Origin of the sequence: Paludisphaera rhizosphaerae (assembly GCF_011065895.1) — a bacterium.
In the GTDB taxonomy this organism is placed as follows: Bacteria; Planctomycetota; Planctomycetia; order Isosphaerales; family Isosphaeraceae; genus Paludisphaera; species Paludisphaera rhizosphaerae.
In genome coordinates, this window is sequence record NZ_JAALCR010000018.1 from 24,098 (window position 1) to 46,458 (window position 22,361).

Consider the following 22,361-nt stretch of genomic DNA (forward strand, 5'->3'; position numbering starts at 1 on the left):
TTTCTCTATCTGACGCCAGGGAGATCCCTCCTTTGAATCGAATCCCGCCCAGGCTTCGGCGCGCGCCGGCGACGCTGGCCGTGGCCCTGTCCCTCTGCGCCGCGGGTGCCACCGGCTGCGGCTCCTCCGGCCCCGAGATGGGCCGGGTTTACGGCACCGTCACCCTCAACGGCAAGCCCGTCACGAAGGGGACCGTCTCATTCGTGACGACCTCTCCCGAGGGTCGCAACGCCACCGGGACGATCAGCGAAGACGGCTCGTACACCCTCCAGACCGAGAACCCGGGCGACGGGGCCCTCCTCGGCGACTACAAGGTGGGCCTCGTCTCACGAGAGGACGTCCTCCTCGACTACATCCCCAAGAAGCCGATCCCGCCCAAACGGCTCATCCCCGAGAAGTACGAAAATCCCAACACCTCCGGTCTCACCGCCAAGGTTGAGAGCGGCTCCAACACCAAGGACTTCGCCCTGACCGACTAACCGGCCTCGATCGCCCACGCCGCCCCGGGGGGTTCTCTTCACATCCCCTGGGATTGCTGGAGCGGTTCGCGAGCCGTCGCGACAAGCGAGCCGCTTTTGATCCAGCGTGGCTATCGACGATCGTCCCCCTCGACCGTGGGGCTGACAATCAGACGCCCTTCGATGAGGAGTGATTCTTGGGTGCCATGCCCACGCTTGTTGTGGGCATGCGATCGGCTACGGCCTCGCGGTCGTCCTACGCCGGTTCATGGCCACGCAAGCGTGGCCATGGCACCCAGATCAGTCCTTCGTTCGGTGGCAAAGCCAGAGGCTTTCCAAACGTGGCGGGTCATTAGCCCGCAGGGAGAGGGGACGGATCAATCCCTCGCCTGTTGGTGGCATCTCTGCGGGGGAATGGAAGGCCGTTACTTCACCCCGTCGCGCAGACCCTCGGCGATGGTCTTGTAGAACTTCGCCGACCACTCGGCGAACTTCGGGCCGCCCGTCGATCGCGACTGGGTGATGATCAGGCCGGAGTCGAGGTCGGCCATGAGCATGCACTGGCTGAGGGAGCCGTGGCCGACCATCCGGGGGCCGAAGAGGAGGTCTTCCGGCTTCTTTGAGTTCGCCGGCGCTCCGGGCTTCGGGATGCGGAGCCAGTGCATGCCGATCCCCTCGTCGTCGTTGTAGCCGGCCTTCGGCCAGCGCTTGAGGACGGGTTCCGGCAGCATCGAGGCGAAGACCTCGGGCGAGACGTGGCGGCGGTCGCCGTACGCGCCGCCGTTGGCGAGCCACTGGGCCAGCACGCCGAGTTCGAAGGCCGTGAAATGGCCTCCGGCCGCTGCACCGTCGAAGGGGACGTCGCCCAGGCCGAAGGGCTCGCACAACTCGTCGTGGTAGAGCCTGGCAGACGCCTTGCCGGTGATCAGCTCCATCGCCGAGGCCGACAGGTCGAAGCCCATCCCAGAGTAAGCGTACGTGTCGCCCGGGAAGACGGCGTCCAGACCGTTGAGGACGACGTTGTCGAGGAAGACGTTCCGCATCCCGCCGAAGTCGCCGTGGCCGGCAAGCCCCGCCGTGTGCGTGAAGCACTGGCGGAACGTGGGGACGTGCGGATCGTCCTTCGGGTAGTCGGGGAGGACGGTCGAGATCGGGTCGTCGAGCCGGACGAGACCGCTTTCCAGGAACCGGCTGAAGAGGATCGCGGTCGCCGTCTTGGTGATCGAGAAGACCTCGTTGCGATCGTCGAGGGCCGCGGGACGGCCGTCGGGACGGCGGCCGAACGCCTCGTGGAGCACGACCACGCCGCGACGGGCGACGAGCGTCGTGAACGGCTGCTTGGAATCCTCGGCCCACTCGCGGCAGAGGGCGCGGAGCTTGTCGACGAGTTCAGGCGCGACGCCGGCCTCGGCGGCGGTCCCTTCGTGGAGGGCCGGCGCGGGGGGGCTGATCGCTTGCGGGGGCTTGAGGGTTTTCCCCTCGGCGGGCAACCCGTGGAGCTTCCGCTTCGCGGAGAGGTGCATCTCCTCAACTCGGGCGGCGGCCGTCTCGAACGTCTTCGGCGGTCGGCCGAGCGCCGGGGCGCCGCCAAGGCCCGCGAGCAGTCTCGCGCCGGCTTCGGAGTCGTTGAAGGCGCGGAAGAGCAGGTCGTGAGCATCACGGTCGATCTCGGACTGATGCTCGCGCCAAACGGCCTCGACGATCGGGCTGGGGAAGGGCGGAATCGAGAACGTCAGGTTCGTCGCCGGGAACAGGAAGAGCAGGAACATCGGCGGGCGGACGTAGAAGGTCATCGACCGCCGCGCGACCGTCCCGTTCGGAGCCTTCGACTCGACGACGGCCACCCACGGGCCCGGCTTGTCGGGCTTGACCGCCTCATTGGCGGCGGCGTCGAACCATCGCACACGGACCGAGCCGTCGCCCCCCAGCCGGCGGACCTCGTCGACGTCGCGCCAGATGATCCGCGGCGGGTCGTTCGGATTGATGATCCGGGTCAGCGGCTTCGCGGTGGTCGGCTCCTAGTCCTGAAACGCCTTGCGGTCCCGACGGAGTTGCTCGCGAGCCTGTGTCTCGTGTGAAGGTGCAGGAGCCTGCGCCAGAGCGTGACCGGCTAGGATCGCTGCGGTCAGGCCGAAGAGGATCGTGCGCATGGGATCAAATCTCCTGATGCGAACTACTATAGGGATCGCAACGGGTGAGGGCGGGAGAAATCCCTACGGCCGGCGATCGGAGAAGCCGCGCGGAGACCATGGTGAAAGTAGAAGGCGACAGTGCAGCCGACTCTTTCTCAATTCGGTTTCCGGAGGGTGGCGAGCGACAAATCCTGTCGTTTCTCGCCGAACGAAGCCACCGACCGGCGAAGACGTAAAGTCCATAACACCAATGCGTTACCCCCACGACATGGCCTCGCGAGCCCAGCGACCGAAGCCAAATCGAACCGACCGGCCGGCGTGAGACCGTTGGACGACCGTCGCCGATCGCATGGCCACGCAAGAGCGGCCATGGCACCCAACATTCACCTTTCTTCGGTGGTGATGAGTGACGAGCGTCGCGTTTTTCGCCGAACGAAGCCAACGCCTTGGCTTGCCGCAAAACCCATAACGCCAATGTGTTGAGCGCCAGGGCAAGGCGTCGCGGCCGCAGCGATCGAAGCCAAATCGAGCCGCCGCTCACGGGTAACGGCCGGCGTCGGAGCCCGAGGATCGGGCTCCGACGTTTGATCCGTCTCGTCACTTGGGCGAGGTGAGGATCTCGGTCAGGACGCGGCCGGTGGGCTTGTCCAGCGGAGCGCCCAGGAGGTAGGCGGCGGTGGCGGCGATGTCGATGTTCTCGACGAACGGCAGCCTCGCGCCCGGCTTGATCCCCACTCCCGAGGCGACGAACAGGGCGTTCATCTTGGGCTCGGTTGAGAGGAAGCCGTGGGTTCCCTTCTGCTCGTGGCTCTGGAGCAGGTCGTCGCCGGTGAAGGCCCCGCCGACAGCGTAGCCGTCTTTCACGGCGATGATGACGTCGGACATGCCGAGGTGGTCTTCGGGCTTCGGCAGGCCGTACCGCGGGAAGTCGGCCGAGTCGATCACGGCGACGACGCCCTCGGCGTTGTCGAACAGGCGGTGGATCGTCTTGCGGTCCTCGTCGCGGGTGGCCGGGTCGGTCAGGTAGACCATGCCGATGCCCCCTTCAGGGACGACGAAGGCCCGCGCCGAGGCGACCTTGCCGTCGGCGACGGTGAGGAGCCCTTCCTTGCGGAGGATCGCGTTGGGGCGGAGGGTCTTGGTGACGGCGATGAAACCGTGGTCGGCCACGACGAAGAAGGTCGTCTTGTCCGTGAGCCCGGCTTCCTCAACCCCCTGCACGACCCGGCCCACGAGCGAGTCGAGCACGCCGGCCGCGGCGCGGCCCTGCGGGGTGTGGGGGCCGTGCTGGTGGTGGGTGGAGTCAAGCTGGAGCAGGTGCAGGGCGACGAGGTTGGGCTTGCGTACTCGGATGATCCGCGCGGTGGTGTCGGCCCAGATCTCGTCGTGGACCTCGGCGCCGCCGGCCGCGAACTTGTCGGCCTCGCCGGACTTCTGCAGCTCCTCGCGGAGCCGGGGCGTGGTGTAGGTGAACGCCTTGGGGACGTCCGGCCAGTTGTCGCCGATGCTCTCCGAGCCCGAGGTGCACGGCCAGTTGATCGCGGCCGAGGTCAGGCCGACCGTCTTCAGATGGTCGAACAGGAGAGGGACGTGGACCAACTCTTGCTGCCGGCGCTCCGGAGCGACGGTCGTGGGCTTGCCGGCCTCGCGCTTCGGCAGGCCGTTGAAAAGCACGCCGTGCTTCTCCGGCCGAACGCCCGACATCATCGAGGTGTGGTTGGGCCAGGTCACCGACGGATTGGAGACGTGCATCCCTTCCGTCGTCGCGGCGCCGGCGTCTCGCAGGGCGCGGATGTTCGGCAGCGAGACCTGGGGGTCGTCAAGGTAGTAGGCGGGGAAGCCGTCGAGCGAGATGACCACGACGTGGCGGTCGGCGTCGGCCGCGAAGGCGGACGTCGCCGTCGCCAGGGCCAACGTCGCGAGGGCGAGGCGTCGCAACATGGGGTGGGACCTTTCCGTTGAGGCGGGATGCGTCGATCGGCCCCGGCGATCCAGCGCTGCCGGGACGTCTCGCAAGCCTAACGGTCTGGCCCCCATCAATGAAAGCCCTGGGAGCGGCGGTTATGGAAACTTCATCGGTTCTTCCGCCACGTCATATCCCGGCCAGGGGCTCGTCACGTCGACGGGGCGAGCACGGCCAGCTTCTGGGGGTCGGCGGCGTTGATCTGCTGCATGCCGACGTAAGCCGCCCATCGGTAGACGCCGAACCGGCCGAAGTCGATGTAGAGCCAGCCGTCGGCCGCCGCGACGACGCCCTCCGGATCGGCGGCGATGATCTGGCGGAAGGCGCCGGCCGAATACTGCCAGAGGCCGCTGCTCCCCAGGTCGACGTACAGCGAGCCGCCCGGGCCGGCGACCATCGACTGGGCGTCCGCCGTGTTGATCTGGGACATCCCCGACGCTTCGGTCCACTTCCAAAGGCCGAACTTGCCGTAGTCGATGTACAGGACGCCGTCGGTCCCCGCGACCATCGATTCGGGGTCGGCGGCGTTGATCTGTCTCATTCCCGCAGCGGCCGTCCAGCGCCAGAGGCCGAATTGACCATAGTCGACATAGACGACGCCGCCGGGCCCCGTCGCAATCCCCTGGGGGTCGGCGGCGTTGACCCTCGCGAAGCCCGCGGCGGCCGTCCAGCGCCAGAGCCCTTCCGAGCCGTAGTCGAAATAGACCGAGCCGTCCGACGCAGCGGCCATCTGCTGGGGGTCGGCCGAGCGCAACGACTGCCAGCCGCCCGACTCGCTCCAGCGCCATGTTCCGAACCCGCCGAAGTCAACGAACACCGAGCCGTCGGCCGCGGTGACGAAGTCCTGAGGATCGGCCGCGATGAGCTGCCGCCAGCCGGCGGACTCGCTCCAGCGCCAGAGGCCCGACGAGCCGTAGTCGACGTAGAGCGGGTTCCGGTTGGGGGGCGGCGTGGGGGCGGTCGCGGAGATGGTCAGACGGTAGTCGCCCCCGACGCTCCGCGTCCCCGAGATCGAGAACCCGTCGCCGGAATCGGGCGTGCTGAACCCCGGATCGACGAGCGACTCGCTCAGCGTCACGACGCTCGCGCCGGCCGTCCGGGCGACCCGGACGTAGTACGTTCCCGACGCCTGGGCCGTCCACGAAAGCCGGTCGTAGGACGAGGCCCCGGACATGCCGACGACCTTGCGGCCGGCCGCATCGTAGATGGTCGCGACGGTCGGTCCCGAAAGCCCGCCGGCCGTCGGCAGCGAAGTCGAGATCACGTACGTGTAGCCGGCCAGGGCGTCGAGCCTGAAGACGTCGGCCGCGACGCCGGCCAGAGTCGTCGTGCGGTCGTAGAGCCCGCCGGCAAGCGTCACCGAGGAGGTCGCCGAGGCGATGTCGTGGGGCTCGTCGGCCGTCGCCCCGGTGAGAGTCGCCTTCAGCAGAAAGCCCGTGGTCGAGACCGCGGCCGACGAGGGGGTTGTGAACGTGTAGTCGCTCTGGGCGGCCGCGCTGACGCCGACGTAGTAGCGACCGCCGGCCGTGAAGGTGTAACTGAAGTCCTCCTTGCCCCCCGACGCCGAGTCGTTGTTCCGGGCCAGGAGATTGCCGGCGGAGTCGAAGAGCTTCAGATAGCCGTCAGCCCCCTGGAGGTCGGAGGTCGAGCCGTCAAGAGTCTGGAGCCGCAGCGAGTCCCCGCCCAGAACGTCGATCGGCATGAGGTACACGCCGTTCGCAGGCAGGATCGTCGTCATCGCCTGTCCATTCCCCTGGCCGCCGAGGAAGAGATGGAAATCACGGTCGAAGTAGGGAGCGGAGAGCGTCGGCGCCGCGAGGACCGTCCAGCCGAAGTCCTTGAGGAAGCCCCATTCCAGGTTGGTCAGATCGCTGCGAGTCCCCAGAATCGTGACCGGGTTCATGATCGAGGTCACCGACGAGGCGACGTGCGAGCCGTCCAGCGGTACGGGCAGGCCGCTGTTGGCGGCCTCGGCGTAAGGACCGAAAAACTGGTTGTTCTGGTCGTAGCGCGCGAAGGTCGGCTGGCTGTCCAGGAACCCCAGCGAGTGGAGGAACTCATGCCGAGCGACCGTCATGAAGTCGATCTGGCTGTAGCCCAGTCCGGCCAGCGACGAGCCGATATACCAGTTGGACGAGGCGGAGGCGTCGAACCGCATGTAGGCGATGTCCGGCGCGTAATCGTTCGCCCCCTGGCCGCGCATCGAGTCGTTCGCCCCGGGCGAGTAGTACGCGCCCCCCTGGGCGACGCTCCCCGTGCCGGTCAGGTTGTCGCCGTAGGCGTAGACCTTGATGACGTTCGCCGGAACGCTGGTGGTGACCGTCCTGGCGCCCGCGGCCAGATCCAGCGTGTACGACGCCGAGGCGACCGGGGCCAGCGAGTCTCCCAGCCGCGCGGCGATCGCGTTGAGCGTCGATTCCAGGGCGGACCGCCGATCGGCCGTGAAGAAGCCGAGGGAGTCCAGCGAGTAGTCGAACGTCAGCGAGACGGCCATCAAACGCCGTCCCTCCAGCGTTTCGACCACGGGCGTCGTCTCCCGCCCGCGTCGGCGGCGTCCGTTCCCGATCCCCGGCATGCCGTCATCCCCCCTGACGCCCCACGTCAGCCGTCGACGCGACGACCCAAGAATCGTAGCCGATGAACCTCGCCCACGCCCACCAACGTTGACGGATTTCTTCGGAGTCGTGGCGATTCGTCGATGCCGCCCCGGTTGACGCGGCCTTTTCGTGTGAGATAGAACAGCTAGGCTGCCCCTAGAACACCCCCCCTGTAGGTTCGTCTTCATCATGATGCACGCGCGATGGCTGCCGGGCTTGGTAGGCTGGATCGGGACGGTTGCGGCGATGGCGACCGCAAGCGAACCGGCCGCCGACGCGGGACGCAAACTGATCGTCCCCGAGGGCTTCACAATCGAGCGAGTCGCCGGCTCGCCGCTGGTGCAGCGGCCGATCACCGCGGCGATCGACGAGGAAGGCCGGCTCTACGTCGCCGACTCGTCGGGATCGAACGAGAAGGTCGAGATCCAACTGGAGAAGAAGCCCCACCGGATCGTCCGCCTGGAGGACAAGAACGGCGACGGCGTCTACGACGAATCGGTCGTCTTCGCCGAGGGGATGATGTTCCCCGAGGGGACCATGTGGCTGGACGGCTCGCTCTACGTCGCCGCCCCGCCGAGCATCTGGAAGCTCACCGACACCGACGGCGACGGTAAGGCCGACGAGCGCGTCGAGTGGTTCCAGGGCAAGACCCTCACCGGCTGCGCCAACGACCTGCACGGCCCTTACCCCGGGCTCGACGGCCGCGTCTACTGGACCAAGGGGGCGTTCGCCGAGCAGACCTACGGCCGTCCCGACAAGACCCCGTTCGTCACCAGCGCCTCGCACATCTTCCGCTCCCGCCGCGACGGATCGGAGATCGAGCCGGTGCTCACCGGCGGCATGGACAACCCCGTCGACGTGGCGTTCACGGCGACCGGCGAGCGGATCCTCTCGTGCACGTTCCTCCAACGCCCCGGCGGCGGATTCCGAGACGGCCTGATCCACAACGTCTACGGCGGGATCTGGGGCAAGGTGAACCGCGTCCTGGACGCGCCGGTCCACAAGTGGACGGGCCCCGGCGTCATGCCCCCCCTGCTCCACATGGGACCGGCGGCGCCCTCGGGACTGACCTGCATCGAATCGCCGGCGCTCGGCGATGATGTTCAGGGGAACCTCTTCGCCTGCTACTTCAACCTGCACAAGGTCAGCCGGCACGTGCTGACCCCCTCGGGGTCGACGTTCACGACCAAGGATCAGGACTTCGTGACGAGTCCCGACCTGGACTTCCACCCGACCGACGTGGTGGAGGACGCCGACGGCAGCCTGCTGGTGATCGACACCGGCGGCTGGTACAAGCTCTGCTGCCCGACGTCGCAGCTCTCCAAGCCGGATGAGCTGGGCGGCGTCTATCGCGTCCGTCGAAAGGGTGCGGCCAAGGTCGTCGACCCGTATGGCAAGTACGTCGAATGGAAGAAGATGAAAGCGCCCGAGTTCGTTGGGCTGCTGACCGACGCCCGCCCGGCCGTTCGTCGCCGGGCCCTGGAAGCGCTTGGGAAGCTGGGCGTCGAGGCGGTCGGCGATCTGGCCGAGGCGGTCCAGCGATCGCGCTCGGTGGAGGTCCGCCGCAACGCGATCTGGGCGTCGGCCCGGATCGACGCGCCTGAAGCCCGCGCCGTGGCTCGGACCGGCCTGACCGACAGTGATGAGGGCGTCCGCCAGACCGCCGCGGCGGTGGTCTCGCTGACGCGGGACGCCGAGGCGCTGCCGCAGCTCACGGCTCTGATCCTGAGCGAATCTCCCTTCAACCGCCGCGCCGCGGCCGAGGCCATGGGTCGCATCGGCGACCGTTCGGCCGTCCCGACGATCCTCAAGGCTCTGAGCGACGTCACGGCCGACGACCGCTTCCTGCACCACGCCCTGACCCTCGCCCTGATCCAGATCGCCGATCCCCAGGCGACCGCCCCCGCGCTCGGTTCGTCCGAGCCCCGCGTCCGACGGGCGGCGTTGATGGCGATCGACCAGATGGACGGCGGCGGGCTCGACCCGCAGAAGACGGCCTCGCTGCTGGCCGACTCGGATCCGGGCGTCCGCGAGATCGCCGCCTGGATCATCGGCCGCCGTCCCGAATGGGGCCAGGCTCTCGCCGGGTTCTTCCGCGATCGGCTCCGTCTCGCTGATCTTTCACCGGCCGACCGCGCCGCGCTGGAGGGCCAGCTCGCCGGCAACGCCGCCTCGCCGGCCGTCCGCGACCTGCTGGGCGAGACCGTCGCCTCGGCCCCCGACGTCGCCCGCGTCAGCGCCCTGAAGTCGATGGCCCTGGCCCGGCCCAAGGACGTCCCCGCCGCCTGGCTCGCCGCACTCGTCGACGTCCTGCGCAACTCCAACGCCGCGCTCGCCCGCCAGGCCGTGGCGACCGCCCGGGCGCTGGCTCCGCCCGTCGCGACGGCCAGGACCCTGGCTCCTCCCCTGCTCGGCCTGGCCGACCGCGCCGACTTCCCCACCGACGGCCGTCTGGAAGCTCTTTCCGCCGTCCCCGGGGGGCTGACGAAGGTCGAGCCGGCGACGTTCGCGTTCCTGCTGGAGGGGCTCGATCCGGACGGGACCGTCGCCGTCCGCGGCCTGGCCGCCGACGTCCTCTCGAAGGCGAAGCTCGCCCCCGCCCAGCTCGACGCCCTCGTGGCCGCGCTGGCGAAGGCCGGCCCGCTGGAGGTCGACCGCCTGCTCACCGCCTACGACGCCCAGTCCGACGACGCGCTCGGAAAGAAGCTGGTCGCGGCCCTGCTGGACTCTCCCGCCCTGTCGAGCCTCCGCACCGACGCCCTGAAGACCCACCTGGCGAAGTTCGGCCCGGCGACGCGCGACGCCGCCAAGGCCCTGTTCGACCGCCTCAACGCCGACGCCGCCAAGCAACAGGCGAGGCTCGACGACCTGCTCCCGAAGCTGACCGGCGGCGACATCCGCCGCGGGCAGCTTGTCTTCCAGGGCTCGAAGGCGGCCTGCACCACCTGCCACGCCATCGGCTACCGCGGCGGCGACGTCGGCCCCGACCTCACCAGGATCGGCGGCGTGCGTACCGAGCGCGACCTGCTGGAGGCCGTCCTCTATCCCTCGGCCAGCTTCGTCCGCAGCTATGAGCCGGTCGTGATCGCCACGGCCGACGGCAAGGTCCACAGCGGCCTCCTCAAGGGCGAGACCCCCGAGGAATACCTGCTGGTCACCGGCGCCGATCAGTCCGCCCGCATCCCCCGCGGCGACGTCGAGGAGATCCGCCCCGGCACCGTCTCCGTGATGCCCGCGGGCCTCGACCAGCAGCTTTCAACCCAGGACCTCGCCGATCTCGTCGCCTTCCTCAAGGCGTGCCGCTGATCGTCCCCTTCGTCGACGGCTTCCGCCGCCAGACTTCGAGCGTCCCGAATCGAGCCTCCGGCGCATAGTCGCGCCGGACGGCCTCGATCAGTTTCGGCAGTTCCAGTCGATGATCGACGCGCTTCACGCTCGGCTCCCAGACGACGATCGAGTCCGGGCCCGAAGCCTCGAGTTGTCGAGCGAACTCCTCGTCGAGATCCATCCGGACGAGCCACATCCAGCAGATCCCCGAGTCCGCGCGGAACGGCGAGGGTCGACCCGTCGGCCCGTTGACCGGCGAAAGCGGCAGCCGCCTGAAGATGTTGGCGACGACCGTCTCCGGCCCCGTGGATTCGCGGATGTATCTCAGCAGTCCGTTGTAATCGTCCCACGGATGCGCTGGGTGGAAGTAAGGATCGAAGTCGAGATAGGCGCCCGGCGGCATGGACGGCCGGCCTCCCCGGGCCCACGTACAGACCGCATCAAGGCTCGCCGCGAGGCTGCAGTTCCAGGGCTCTCGCAGCGGGACCGATTCGTACATCAGCGCCAGGATCGCCAGTACCCCCAGGAACGCCTTGCGAATCGAGGCGGTTCCCCTCCCCCCTGGAGGAGGAGGGTGGCCCGAAGCGTCGGATGAGGGGGCGACCGGCGGCGCAGGGACTTCCGCCGGAGCGTTCTCAAACCCTCGCCGGTCGTTCCCGCTTCGTGGCCTGTCTTCCTCCTCCAGAGGGGAAGACGTCGGAAGGCCGCCATTCGCGCGCACAGCAGTCCAAACGACCCATGCGACTGGCACCGCCCAGGCGATCGCCGTCACGAGTTTCAGCGGCATCTGGAGATAGCCGTGGTCGACCGGATGCAACGGCCGGTAGACGATCACGCCGCCGAGCGCTGCCAGCCAGACGCGGGCCGTCCATCGCAACGGGCCGCGGATGCTCAGCGCCGCCAACGCGACGATGGCCCCCGCCGTCGTGGGCGTCGCGATCTCTTCTCTGAGAATCATCAGGGCTCGCTCAGGGCTGAACGTGCTGTACGGCCCACCGTAGGAAGCGGTCCGCAGGTTCCGCAGAAGGTCGTCCAGAATCCCAGCGGCGACCAACGGCGCGAAGCCGATCGCGACGAACACGGCAAACGCGCCGGCCCATCCGACGACCCTCGCCGCTCGCCGCCGCCAGGAATCGATCTCGCGCTCATCGCCCCCCTGCCAGGCCGCCAGGGCCATCGCGGGGAGGAATACGACGAGGTGCGGCCGGATCGTGAACGCCGCCGCGGCCGTCGCCGCCGACGCCCATCGACCACCCCTCCCCGGCCACGTCTGCATCGTCATCAGCGCGACGGCGGCCAGGAGCGTTGTATGCCAGTCGCGCTGGGCGACGATCTGGTAGGGGACGTCGAAGTACGCCGCGAGGATCACGAAATACGCCAGCGACCCCGGCAGCATTCCGCCCAGCCGCCGCCGACTCCATTCCAGGAGCACGCCGCCCAGCGCCAGCAGAGTCGCGGCGTCCGCGATGTACGGCAACCCCGCACGTCCCCAACCGAACGCCCGGCCGAGCAGCCAGTGGAAGTAAACGTGCCCCGGGAAGTTGTACGACCGAATATCGCGATACGGCAGGACTCCCAGGCTCCACGACCGCGCCGTGACGGCGTAGGAGTCCTGGTCTCGAGCCCAGGGCCAGTAGGGATAATGCGGGAGGAACGCCGCGAGCCGGAAGACCGTCCAGGCCGCCAGAATGAGGAACAGCCCGCGCCGCAAGAGCCAGGTCGAAGACGACTCGATGAAGTCTCGCTCCCGCCTGCGGAGGTGCGTTCGTTCCACCCCGATCCAGATCAAGGCGACGGCCGCGAGCCCCCATTCGACGGGGTTCTGCACCATCGTCTTCGGCAGATAAGCCGATGCCAGAGCAGGCGCCAGAACAAGCGTCAGCACCGCCGCAGCCAGCCCCACCCCCCAGGCGACCGCGCGTGACAGTCCCAAGGTGCCGTGTCCTCGCGAAGTACCCGACGATCATTGTCTCATCGGCGACTCCACATCATACGGCGACTGGGCTTCCCGATCGACGAGGCGCGTCGGCCGAGCACTCAGCATCGATCCCGATGGCTGAAAGGAGGCGGCAAGGGGGGCCTCGCCGCCTTGAGCGAGAATCGTCGATCGACTCAGGAATTTCTGGGGGCGAAACTGAAGTTCAGGCCGGCGATCGACTGTCCCTGGAAATTGACGTCGTAGTTGATTTCGTTGAGTTGGCGGCCGTCGGTCGGCTGCACAGGGCGAGCGTTGGGCAAAAAGTCGTTGCCGTCGGCGAGGGTCTCGTACTCTTGAAGCTGCGCGAAGTCGAGAGTGATCGGGGTGGCGAAGACCATCCAGTTCAACGGCTGCGCCAGCGGCGGAGTGGTCAGCGACCCCTGGAAGTACCAGCCCGTCATGTCGGTCGGCAGGAGCTTGGAGAAGTCGAGGACGCCCACGTTGCTCCCCGGCGTCGAGGTGCCGGCCGGCGTCTCCGACAGATGCTCCGTCGCCGCCGCGAGGATCGGGTCGAGCGCGTCGTTGTGCGCCCCCAATTGCAGGAAAACCGCCAGGACGGTCGCACCGCCTTCGGCGCTCGTGTTCACGAAGTGGACTTCCATGTTGTACGTGTGGCCGTCGACCTGATTCTCGGACGGGTCGTGGAAATGGAATTCGGTCAGGGAGAACGTCCGGCCGGCCAGCGTGATCGTATCCGGGTTGGCAGCCGTCGCGCCGGGGAAATTGAGCTGGAGCTGCGAACCGGTGTTCGTCATCGACGTCGGCGCGGCGGCGGCGTACGAGACGTTCAGAACCCGGCTCAGATCGGTGGTCGGCCCCACAATGTTGATCGGTGACTGGAACGGCAGCGTCCCCGCCGAGGCGACCGTCCACCAGCTCGTCGGGCCGACTGGCCCCTTCGACGGGTCGCTGTTCCCCGTCCTGTAGTTCCACGACGATCTATCGAAGCCCGGCTCCATCGAGCCCGTCGGGACGGCGTTGGTGAAGGTCGGGGCGACCTGCACCCCGTTGCGCGGGGCCACAGCGCGGACGACGTAAGCGCCCTTGTCGTGGACACGGAACGAATAGCGTCCGCGGGGTCCGGTAAGGACTGTCCACTCGACCTGGCCGTTTGCGTCGACCAGTTGGATCGGCACGCGCCCGAGGGGCCGCCCCGTCGCCGCGTTGGTCACCTGGCCTGAAAGCGTGCTCGTCGCGGCCCCCCCGTGCAACGCAGCCGCCCAGGACGTCACGGTCGAGGCGTTCAGCACGACGCGGCGGTCCAGCGCCTCGACGGTCGGCTCGTAGGCGCCCCGACACTTCCGGCCTGGTTCGCAGGCCCCATACGTTCTCGTCTTCATGGATGACGACTCCAGAAGCCGCCGGAACAGCCGGTCGGCCGATCGGTCGGTTGCAATCCCCCGGAACGACGCCGTCCCGGGATAGCCTGAAACGAGGTGCGCATCGGCAAGACCGAACGCCCCCCATGGAGGCTGAAGCGTGGGAAACCGAGTCAAAATCTGCTTGAGGACACCCCTGAATCTCCCAAACTAAGACTTAATAGACGCTCGCGCTCGATTCCACTCACTTCCCGAGAGGGAAAGCTGTTTTTCTTGAGAATATGGTCCGCTAATGTTCGACATCGCCCTCGACTTCGACCCCATGGCCGAATGGCACCCTCTTTGATCGAGACCCGGCGGCGGCTACCCTGGTTAGCATGGCGCCGATAGGGTCGGTCGGGGCCGACACCATTCCGGGTCCATCGCGAACGGAGGGCGGGTCGATGAAGCGCGAGCGCGACGGTCTGTTGGGGCGCCGAGAGTTTCTGGCGACGGCGGCGGGGGCCTCGGCTTATTCGCTGTTCGTCTTCGCGGACGGGGCCTCGGCCCTCGCGGGGGAACCGCAGCGATCGCCGGAGCAGATCCGAGGCGTCTTCGAAACGCTCGCCCCGAGCGATCCGGCGGCCGTTAAGCGACGGTTCGAGGGCGAGCCGAACATGACGCTCGTCGACCTGGAGTGCGACCTCCTCGTCGCCGGCGGCGGCCCGGCCGGCGTCATGGCGGCGCTCGCGGCGGCGCGACACGGGGCTAAGGTCGTGCTCGTCCAGGACCGCTCGCGGCTCGGCGGGAACTCGTCGAGCGAGGTCAAGATGCACATCGTCGGCGCCAACTGCCATGGCGGCCGGCCCGGCTGGCGCGAGGGCGGCATCCTCGAAGAACTCCGCCTCGACGACGCCGCCAACAACCCCCAGCGCTGCTGGGAGCTTTGGGACCTGCTCCTCTACGACAAGCTGGTCTCCAACCCCAACATCACCCTGATCCTCGAAACCGCCGTCGTCGCCGCCGACGTCAAGGACGGCCGCATCGAGCGCGTCCTCGCCCGCTGCGACAAGTCCGAGCACCTCTACCGGATCAAGTGTCGCTACGCCGCCGACTGCACGGGCGATTCGCGGCTGGCGCTCGAGTCGGGCGCGACGGTCCGCTGGGGGCATGAGGCCCGCGACGAGTTCCGCGAGTCGCTCGCCCCGCCTGAGCCGAACCGTGAGACTGAGGGCTCCAGCATCCTGTTCACGGCTCGCGACTACGGCAAGCCGATGCCCTACAAGGCCCCCGCCTGGGCCCGCAAGATCGGCCCCGAACAGCTCAATCACCGGCCGGTCGGCAAGAAGAGCTGGGAATACGGCTACTGGTGGATCGAGTGGGGCGGCGGCCACGACATGATTCGCGACAACGAGCGGATCCGCTTCGAGTTGCTCTCGATCGTCACCGGCGTCTGGGACTACATCAAGAACTCGGGCAAGTATCCCGACGCCGCCAACTGGGCGCTCACCTGGGTCGGCATGATGACCGGCAAGCGCGAGAGCCGACGCATCCAGGGAGACCACATGCTCACGCAGAACGACTGCATGAGCTTCACCGACTTCGACGACGCCGTCGCCATCGGCGGCTGGCCGCTCGACGAGCATCCCTCGCCGGGCTTCGACGATTCGAGCCAGCCTCCCTACGTCAGCACCAAGCTGGCCGAGGTCTACAACATCCCGCTGCGGTCGCTCTACAGCAAGGATATCTCGAACCTCTTCATGGCCGGCCGCAACGCCAGTTGCTCGCACGTCGCGTTCACGTCGACGCGCGTCATGGCCACCTGCGCCGTGATGGGTCAGGCCGCCGGCACCGCCGCCGCGCTCTGCTCGCGGTACAACCTCACGCCTCGCGAGCTGTATCGCGACAAGCCCAGGCTGAAGGAGCTTCAGCAGACGCTCCTCCGCGACGATCAGACCATCAAGAACCTTCGCGCCGACGACCCGTCGGACCTCGCCCAGCAGGCGAAGGCCTCGGCGTCGGCCGTCGGCGAGGGTTCGAAGGCGGAGAGCGTGCTGGACGGCTTCGTCCGCGACATGCCGGGCTCGCTGGAGCACCGCTGGTCGGCCCCAATGTCCCCCGACGGCGCCTGGCTGGAGCTGACCTGGGCCGAGCCGAAGACGATCAAGCACGTCCAGATCACCTTCGACAGCGGCTTCCACCGCGAGCTGACTCTCAGCTCGGCCGGCCTCGGCGACAACGACCACGGCATCCGGGCCCCCCAGCCCGAGACGATCCGCGACTACCGTCTCGTCGCCGAGACCGCCGACGGCAAGCGCGTGGAACTCGCCCACGTCGAAGGCAACCACCAGCGCCTCCGCCGCCACGACTTCACCCCCGTCGCCGCCTCCAAGCTCCGGATCGAAGTCGCCGCCACCAACGGCGCCGACTCCGCCCGGATCTACGAGGTCCGCGCGTACGGCTGAGCCGAAAATCGGACGAGGCCGATCGCCGACGCAAGGAGGCCGACGTCGGTGGTCCGAACAGCCAGGCAAGGAGCGGCGGATTTCGGATCGAGCGATACCGAAAACGGTCTTCCCCCCTCGCGGGGGAAGACAGATCGCGATGATCAGATGAGGGGGGACGACCGCCGCTGGACGTGCTTCCGGCGTTCGGTTCTCAAGGCGACGCCGATCCCCCCTCTTCCGGCCCTTCGGGCCACCTTCCCCCGCGAGGGGGGAAGGCCGTTATGGAGACCGGATCGGGCTCCACTATCCCAACGGCAAACCGATCTGCCGGGCCTGGGAGGCGGCGTCGCGGGCGCCCCAACGGCGGGTGATGAGGCCGTCGCGGAGAGTGAACCATTCCATCGCGATGAGTTCATACGACTTGCCCGTCGGCGGGTGGCCGAGGAACTCGCCGCGGAACGTCCCGCGCTCGGTGTAGCGGACGGCGACATGGTCGTCCTCGGCGATCATCTCCTCGATGGTCAGGTTGATGGCCAGCCCCTCGATCAACTGGCGCCAGATCGACGCGGCCCGATCCATCGTCCCGGCGCCGAGAACGCCCTGGATCTCCGCGTCAGGGGCGAAGAGGGCGCGGAGGGCGTCGAGATCGCCCCGGTTGAATGCGGCGACGTAATCGCGGACCACCTGCTTGTTCGACTCTTCGGACATCACCCGCGAATCTCCTCCAGTCATCCGATCAGAGACGGACGTGATCGGAGGCGTGGACGCCGCCTCCCCGCCGCCGCCACCAGTCGAGCAGACTCTCAAACCTCAGGTGGTTGCGACTCCGGCCCGTGAGCCCGTCTTCCGAAAGGTCCTCCATATTACGACGAATTCGGGCGAATTCGACGGGGTCCATGTACCAGTTCAAGGTCTCCACGTTGGGCGCGTTCGAGTCGCGCGGGGTGGTGTCGCAGGTGAAGACGACGGATCGGAAAAACTCGGGGTCGTTCTCGCGAAGCCGGCGGAACGTGTCGTGCAGGCCGTTGAGCTGAGCGTCGTTGCGGAAGTACATCGAGGAATCCCGCACATGAGCGAGCCCCTCCACCGGGAGCACCAACGACTGAAGCCCGCCGAAGATCAGCCCGACGGACCTCGGGACGGCGTCCAGGACCGCTTCGATCCGGCCCCACATGGAAGGCGTCGCCCCTGGTTCCGAGGGAGGGGCGGCCAGAACCTCGCGGTCGAGCTTCTTGAGTCGGGCCTCGTTGGGGAACGCGCGGACCTGGATGAACAGAACGCCCGCGGCGTTCTCGGCGAGCCAGCGGGCGTGGCTGGCGACCCACGCGCCTGCGAGGTTCACGCCGTAGTTGTCGTAGTAGCCGGCGTCGACGACGTGCCTCGGCGGGAACGTCGGCAGGACCACGGACGAGGTGACGTACGGGAACGTCGCGCTCATCCGCACCGCCGCCGCCAACCGGAGCCGCTTCCGATCGGTGGGGAACATCCGGAAGAACTCGACGGCTGAGACCGACGCCAGTTCGGGATACTCCAGATCGTAGTCGTCGGGCGTTCGGGCGTTGTCGCGCCGGTAGTCGTCCGCGAGACGACCGGCGTCCTCGACCAGCAACGAGCGGGCGGGCGTGTACGTCAGGTCGGCCAGGGGCAGGTTGCCGATCAACAGCCGGCGGCCGTCCTCGGTCGTGATCGGAGAAAAGACGATCGATGGGACCAGCCCCTGCTCCTCGGCGTCCCGAAGCTGCTCAAAGGTCGTGTCCAGCCCCCGGTCGACGCGCCCCCAGGCTTCCTCCAGAGCGTTGCCGCGGTTATACAGAGCCGTGGGGATCAGCGAGTTGGGCAGGAAGTCGCGAAAGGCGATCTGCCAGGCGATCGGCGAGAGATAATCCGGCGGTCCTTGCAGCGCTCCTCGCGTCCCGACCGGACCGCCCGGCAGCCCGTGGCCGTCGCACTGGGAGACGACGAACCTCGCCGCGCCCAGCATCCCCCCGGACGCCCCGGTGATCAACCGGACGTGGTGCGAGAAATCATCGAGGAAGGCGTCAAGATACCCCAGAACCGTCTCGGCCCAAACTCCCGCTCGAAGGGCGCCGCCGCTGACGGCGACAACCACCAAAATGGGCTTCGGCGAGGGACGCGAAGCGGTCGCGAACGAGCGCCGCCAGTTCTCAAGCCACCGCTCGCGATGCGATGCGTCCCGCAAGGCCGCCGCGGGCGCGGAGGCTCCGTCGGCGAAGTCCAGGGTGCGGCGTTCGAAGCCCTGAAGGTCCACAATCCCCGTGTAACTCGCCGGCATCCCGCCCTGAACGGAGAGCTGTCGCGCGAACTGCTCCAGAGTGCCCGGATAACGGTCGGATAGATCGTCCAGCCGGACCTCGTAGTCGAGCGAACCAACCAGCGACAGCAGCATCGCGGTGGCCGCCGCGATCCCGACCCGCCAGCGCAGCGGGCGAGTCCCAAGCCAGGTTACGGTGGTCGCCAGCAGCCCCAGCGCCGTGCAAAGCGAGAACGCGGCCGGGAACCGCGACCGCAACACGTCCGGGCCGGCGACCCAGTACGGAATCAGAAAGACGGCCGAAAGGACAAGGAACAGGTTCCTCATGTTCGCGTGGGCGTCGAGCCGATCGCGGTCGAGTCTCCAGACCGTCCACCAGGCCGGGTCCTCGCGACGCGCCCAGCGCTTCAGGGCGTGCCAGAGTTCATGGAGCCGGGTCGCCGGTCGAATCGTCGCCAGGGCCCCCAGTGTCGCCGCGCCGGCCGCAATCCCGATCAGCCAGGGCTCATCGACGACCGACTCCGGGACCAAGGGCCTCGCCACGGGAATCAACGCCGGGATCGCCAACGCCAACGTCGCCGGGACGCCGAAGACCGCCATGAACCACGAGAGACGGCCCGCCGCGTTCGACCTTCCCAGCATTCCAGCCGGTCCGCCGTCCGGCGTTCCCCGCATCGACCGGGGGATCGGCAGCCCGCTCGCCCTCGCCGCGGTCGCGAACCGGGGCCAGATCTGATGCTCGGGCTCGTGGCGATGGATCTCGTGATCGCGGGTGAACAACAGATAGACCATCCAGCCGGTGAACAGCGTCACGCCGAACGCGGCCCATCCTCGGGTCGTCGCGTCGAAGTGCCAGAAGAGCCCCGGCATCCCGACTCCCGCGAGACCGCCGTAGACAATCCAGTACACCAGGGCGATCTCCGCCGCGATCAGCAACCCGGACAGGCTCGACAGGCAGAGAGCCCCCAGCACGGGCGCCAGCCTCCACATCCGGCCGACCGCCAGGACGATCACCGCAACCGCCGCCGTCTGCTGCCAGTGGTCGACCATCAAGGCGACTTCGTCCTCGCCCCGGCCGAGGACCCGGCTCCCCAACCGATCCTGAGCGAGAAACAGGCAGATCGGCGCCGTCGCCAGCAAGGCCCCCATCGCGAGCCAGGGGAGTCGTCCCCAGGGCGTCAGCCTCCTCGTCGTCCGAAGCGCCCGTCGGTGCAGCGCGACGACCTGTCGCCGTCGCGTTCCTCGCGCGGGAACCTCCCTGAGCAGCAGGCAGACCGGCGCCGTCGCTAGCAGCGTGATCATCGCGACCAGCGGGATGCGACCCCACGGCCGAGGCCGCAAAACCACCGCCCGAGCCTGCTCATACAGCGCGACGGCCCAGAGCCATTTCGACCCGCGACCGACCTCGCGAGGCGTGGAGCCGATCATGACGCCACCTCCCGAACACGTTGCGATGGCGAGACTCTTATGTGAGACGACACGCAAGGCGCGTCGGTTCAGGGTTTCTCCACAAAGACCGCCACCGATCGCGACGTCGTCTTGTAAGTCGACGCGTCGACCCGCAGCGGCGGGTTCGCGATATTGTCATGGTTTTCGAGCGCGGCCGAGGTGTCGACGACGAGGTGCCAACGATTGCCAGGCAGGTTGGCGGGGAGCGTCGCCGTGATGTCGGCCGAGAACGCGTTATAGGCGACGAGGATCGACGGCGACGCATCAGCGGCCTCCGTCCCATCCAGGCGAAAGGCGATAAAGTGGTTCTGGGTGTTGTCCAGATAGGCGCCGTCGGCCTCCTGACCGTCGTCGCGAATCCAGGTGACGTCCTTAAGGCCGTTGGCGTTGTGGTCCCGACCGTCGAAGAACTCCCCTCGCCGCAGCGCCGCGTGGTCGCGACGGAACTGGAACATGGCTTTCGCGTAGGCGAGGTGATGCGGGAACCTCGTCTGAAGGTCGTAGTCGAGATAGAACCGGTCGTTGTCGAGGTTGAACGGGTTGTTGTTGCCGAGCTGCGAGCGGTACATCTCGTCCCCACCGACGATCATCGGGACGCCGGCCGAAACAAGCAAGAGGGCCAGGCCGGTACGCGCCGCCTGCCGCTGAAGCGCCGGGTCGCCTCCCTGGTCCCACGAGATGTTGCGGTCGTCGTCCGCCCCGCCCGCCGACGGACCAAGCGGGAAAGGCTGGTTGTTTTGCTTGTGCAGGAAGCTGTAGAGATCGCGGAGCGTGAAGCCGTCGTGGGCGACGATGTAATTGACGCCGTTGTAGGGTTTCCGACCGCTGGCCTGGAAGATGTCGGACGAGCCGGCGAACAGGGTGATGAGCTGGGCCGGAGAAACTTCATTGCCGCCGATCCCGAGCTTGTTCTGCTTCTGCCGGATCGGGTAGCGGAATCGGTCGTCCCACTCCGTCCAGCCGAACGGAAACTGGCCGAGTTGGAAGGTGCCGAACCCTTTGGCGCCGTAAGGCTCGGCGATCAGATCGACGCCTGAACCATCGAGACCGCGCGCGGGCAGGTCGGCGACGGCGCGTTTGAGGAAGCCGTCGGTCGAAGAGTTGTCGAAGCTGAAGTCGCCGTGCGTCTGGCTGTTCCCGAGCACAGCGGCCAGATCGAACCGGAAGCCGTCGACCCCCATCTGCTCGGTCCAGTATTTCAGGGAATCGAGGACGAGGTCGCGAGTGACCGGGGCGGCGGTGTTGACGTTCGGCCCCACGCCGTTGTTGTTCGCGTAGTAGCCGTTGCGAAGCCATCGGTTGGGCCGGCCGTCGTCCTGATACGGGGCGTTGTCATCGCGAAGCTCGTAGTACGTCGCGTTGTCGAGGCCCCGCCAACTGAGAATGGAAGCGATGGAGCCGGTCTCCTTGTCGACGTCCCCCTCGCCGGTGTGGTTGTAGACGACGTCGAGGATGACCTTGATCCCCGCGTCGTGGAAGGCGCGGACCATCTGCTTGAACTCGCGGGTCGGTCCTCCCCAGGACTTGTTGGCCGCGTAGCGACGGTCTGGCGAGAAGAAGCTGTCGGGGTCGTATCCCCAGTAATTGTCCCCAACGGCGGAGCCGGGGGTGAGGTCGTTCTGGTCGTTCTGGAGTTCGTAGATCGGGAGGAACTCGACGGCCGTGACGCCGAGATCCTTGAGCGCGGCCGCCTTGCGTGCCGCGCCCGCGTAAGTGCCGCGCTCGGCGGCCGGAACGCCGGCGTCCTGGGCCGTGAGGCCGCGAAGGTGGACCTCATAGATCAGGTCGTCCTTGAGCGTACGCTGGGGATGGACGCCCACGTCGACGGCGACGTCGGCGAGGACGACGCCCTTGGGGGCTATGATGCCGGTGTCGTCGGCGCGATGGGCTGAGCCCGAGAGGTACAGGTCGCCGTTGGGGTGCAACTGGTTGCGGGCGTCGTGGCTCACCTCGCGGGCGTAGGGGTCGAGCAGCAGCTTGTTGGGATTGAAGCGGTTCCCCTTGTCGTCGACGTCCGACACGAACCCGTCGGCGGTCCCCTTCTTCCAACTCGCGACGTACGGCCAGTTCGGCCCCCAGGCGCGGTAGCCGTAGAAGACGGCCCCGGAGAGGCCGGCGCTCTGGAGGTCGGCGGCGGAGACGGTCTTCGACCAGACGTGGGACGTCGGGTCGTTATCCAGAGGGAGGGCGAGTTTCTCCGCTTCCCCCTCGGGGTTCGCGTAGATCCAGACTTCGATGCGAGTCGCCGGAGCGGAATAGACCCGGAAGGTCACGCCGCCCGTGGCGTCGAGCGAGGGCCCGAGCGGAGCAGCGAGCGCGGCGTTGGCGATACCCACAAGCGAGGTGACGACGGCCAGAGCCGTCAAAAGGCGACGGGCGAAGGACCGAGGGAGTCGTCTTGAGAAGGACACGGCTCGCTCCGGAGGGAGGATGTTCGGTT

General features: G+C 67.9%; 12 protein-coding genes. 3 read left to right on the forward strand and 9 right to left on the reverse strand.

What is annotated here, in order from left to right; all coding sequences use genetic code 11:
• The first annotated feature begins 32 nt into the window (after positions 1 to 32).
• Entirely contained in the window at positions 33 to 479 is a 447-nt protein-coding gene (locus tag G5C50_RS21660; RefSeq protein WP_165072872.1) for a hypothetical protein, read from the forward strand.
• Between the two features lie 404 nt (positions 480 to 883).
• Here the strand turns inward: G5C50_RS21660 and G5C50_RS21665 are convergent, their stop codons facing one another.
• The 4 genes from G5C50_RS21665 to G5C50_RS21675 form a co-directional block, all read right to left on the reverse strand.
• On the reverse strand, positions 884 to 2,362 hold the full coding sequence (locus tag G5C50_RS21665) for a serine hydrolase domain-containing protein (RefSeq protein WP_165072874.1): 1,479 nt from the start codon (positions 2,360 to 2,362) through the stop codon (positions 884 to 886).
• Positions 2,363 to 2,476: 114 nt separating this feature from the next.
• The gene (locus tag G5C50_RS32985; protein ID WP_255487508.1) at positions 2,477 to 2,608 is read right to left on the reverse strand and encodes a hypothetical protein; all 132 of its coding nucleotides are present in this window, start codon (positions 2,606 to 2,608) and stop codon (positions 2,477 to 2,479) included.
• 579 nt (positions 2,609 to 3,187) lie between these two features.
• Positions 3,188 to 4,531, reverse strand: coding sequence for an alkaline phosphatase family protein (locus G5C50_RS21670; RefSeq protein ID WP_165072876.1), 1,344 nt, complete (start codon positions 4,529 to 4,531; stop codon positions 3,188 to 3,190).
• 173 nt (positions 4,532 to 4,704) lie between these two features.
• Positions 4,705 to 7,077, reverse strand: coding sequence for a pre-peptidase C-terminal domain-containing protein (locus G5C50_RS21675; RefSeq protein WP_165072878.1), 2,373 nt, complete (start codon positions 7,075 to 7,077; stop codon positions 4,705 to 4,707).
• Between the two features lie 319 nt (positions 7,078 to 7,396).
• Here G5C50_RS21675 and G5C50_RS21680 point away from each other — a divergent pair, with 319 nt between their 5' ends.
• Entirely contained in the window at positions 7,397 to 10,456 is a 3,060-nt protein-coding gene (locus tag G5C50_RS21680) for a PVC-type heme-binding CxxCH protein (RefSeq protein ID WP_165072880.1), read from the forward strand.
• Here the strand turns inward: G5C50_RS21680 and G5C50_RS21685 are convergent.
• Both G5C50_RS21685 and G5C50_RS21690 read right to left on the reverse strand, forming a co-directional pair.
• Entirely contained in the window at positions 10,440 to 12,410 is a 1,971-nt protein-coding gene (locus G5C50_RS21685; RefSeq protein WP_165072882.1) for a hypothetical protein, read from the reverse strand. The two genes, G5C50_RS21680 and G5C50_RS21685, sit on opposite strands and share 17 nt — an antisense overlap.
• Before the next feature lie 179 nt (positions 12,411 to 12,589).
• A complete protein-coding gene (locus tag G5C50_RS21690; RefSeq protein WP_165072884.1) occupies positions 12,590 to 13,795 on the reverse strand; it encodes a carbonic anhydrase family protein in 1,206 nt (401 codons plus the stop codon).
• Positions 13,796 to 14,217: 422 nt separating this feature from the next.
• Here G5C50_RS21690 and G5C50_RS21695 point away from each other — a divergent pair, with 422 nt between their 5' ends.
• Positions 14,218 to 16,218, forward strand: coding sequence for an FAD-dependent oxidoreductase (locus tag G5C50_RS21695; RefSeq protein ID WP_165072886.1), 2,001 nt, complete (start codon positions 14,218 to 14,220; stop codon positions 16,216 to 16,218).
• A gap of 285 nt (positions 16,219 to 16,503) precedes the next feature.
• Here G5C50_RS21695 and G5C50_RS21700 read toward each other — a convergent pair whose 3' ends face one another.
• From G5C50_RS21700 to G5C50_RS21710, 3 genes are all read right to left on the reverse strand, one after another.
• Complete coding sequence (locus G5C50_RS21700) at positions 16,504 to 16,908, reverse strand: ester cyclase (RefSeq protein WP_165072888.1); 405 nt, start codon at positions 16,906 to 16,908, stop codon at positions 16,504 to 16,506.
• A gap of 28 nt (positions 16,909 to 16,936) precedes the next feature.
• Entirely contained in the window at positions 16,937 to 19,900 is a 2,964-nt protein-coding gene (locus G5C50_RS21705) for a hypothetical protein (RefSeq protein WP_165072890.1), read from the reverse strand.
• A gap of 68 nt (positions 19,901 to 19,968) precedes the next feature.
• Positions 19,969 to 22,332, reverse strand: coding sequence for an alpha-amylase family glycosyl hydrolase (locus G5C50_RS21710; RefSeq protein WP_165072892.1), 2,364 nt, complete (start codon positions 22,330 to 22,332; stop codon positions 19,969 to 19,971).
• Positions 22,333 to 22,361: the final 29 nt, after the last annotated feature.

What these genes read in the sequence shown, in the direction of transcription:
- G5C50_RS21700 (WP_165072888.1), bottom strand. Translation starts at nt 16,908, where the DNA reads ATGTCCGAAGAGTCGAACAAGCAGGTGGTCCGCGATTACGTCGCCGCA.
- G5C50_RS32985 (WP_255487508.1), bottom strand. Translation starts at nt 2,608, where the DNA reads ATGCGCACGATCCTCTTCGGCCTGACCGCAGCGATCCTAGCCGGTCAC.
- G5C50_RS21705 (WP_165072890.1), bottom strand. Translation starts at nt 19,900, where the DNA reads ATGATCGGCTCCACGCCTCGCGAGGTCGGTCGCGGGTCGAAATGGCTC.
- G5C50_RS21690 (WP_165072884.1), bottom strand. Translation starts at nt 13,795, where the DNA reads ATGAAGACGAGAACGTATGGGGCCTGCGAACCAGGCCGGAAGTGTCGG.
- G5C50_RS21680 (WP_165072880.1), top strand. Translation starts at nt 7,397, where the DNA reads ATGGCGACCGCAAGCGAACCGGCCGCCGACGCGGGACGCAAACTGATC.
- G5C50_RS21695 (WP_165072886.1), top strand. Translation starts at nt 14,218, where the DNA reads ATGAAGCGCGAGCGCGACGGTCTGTTGGGGCGCCGAGAGTTTCTGGCG.
- G5C50_RS21670 (WP_165072876.1), bottom strand. Translation starts at nt 4,531, where the DNA reads ATGTTGCGACGCCTCGCCCTCGCGACGTTGGCCCTGGCGACGGCGACG.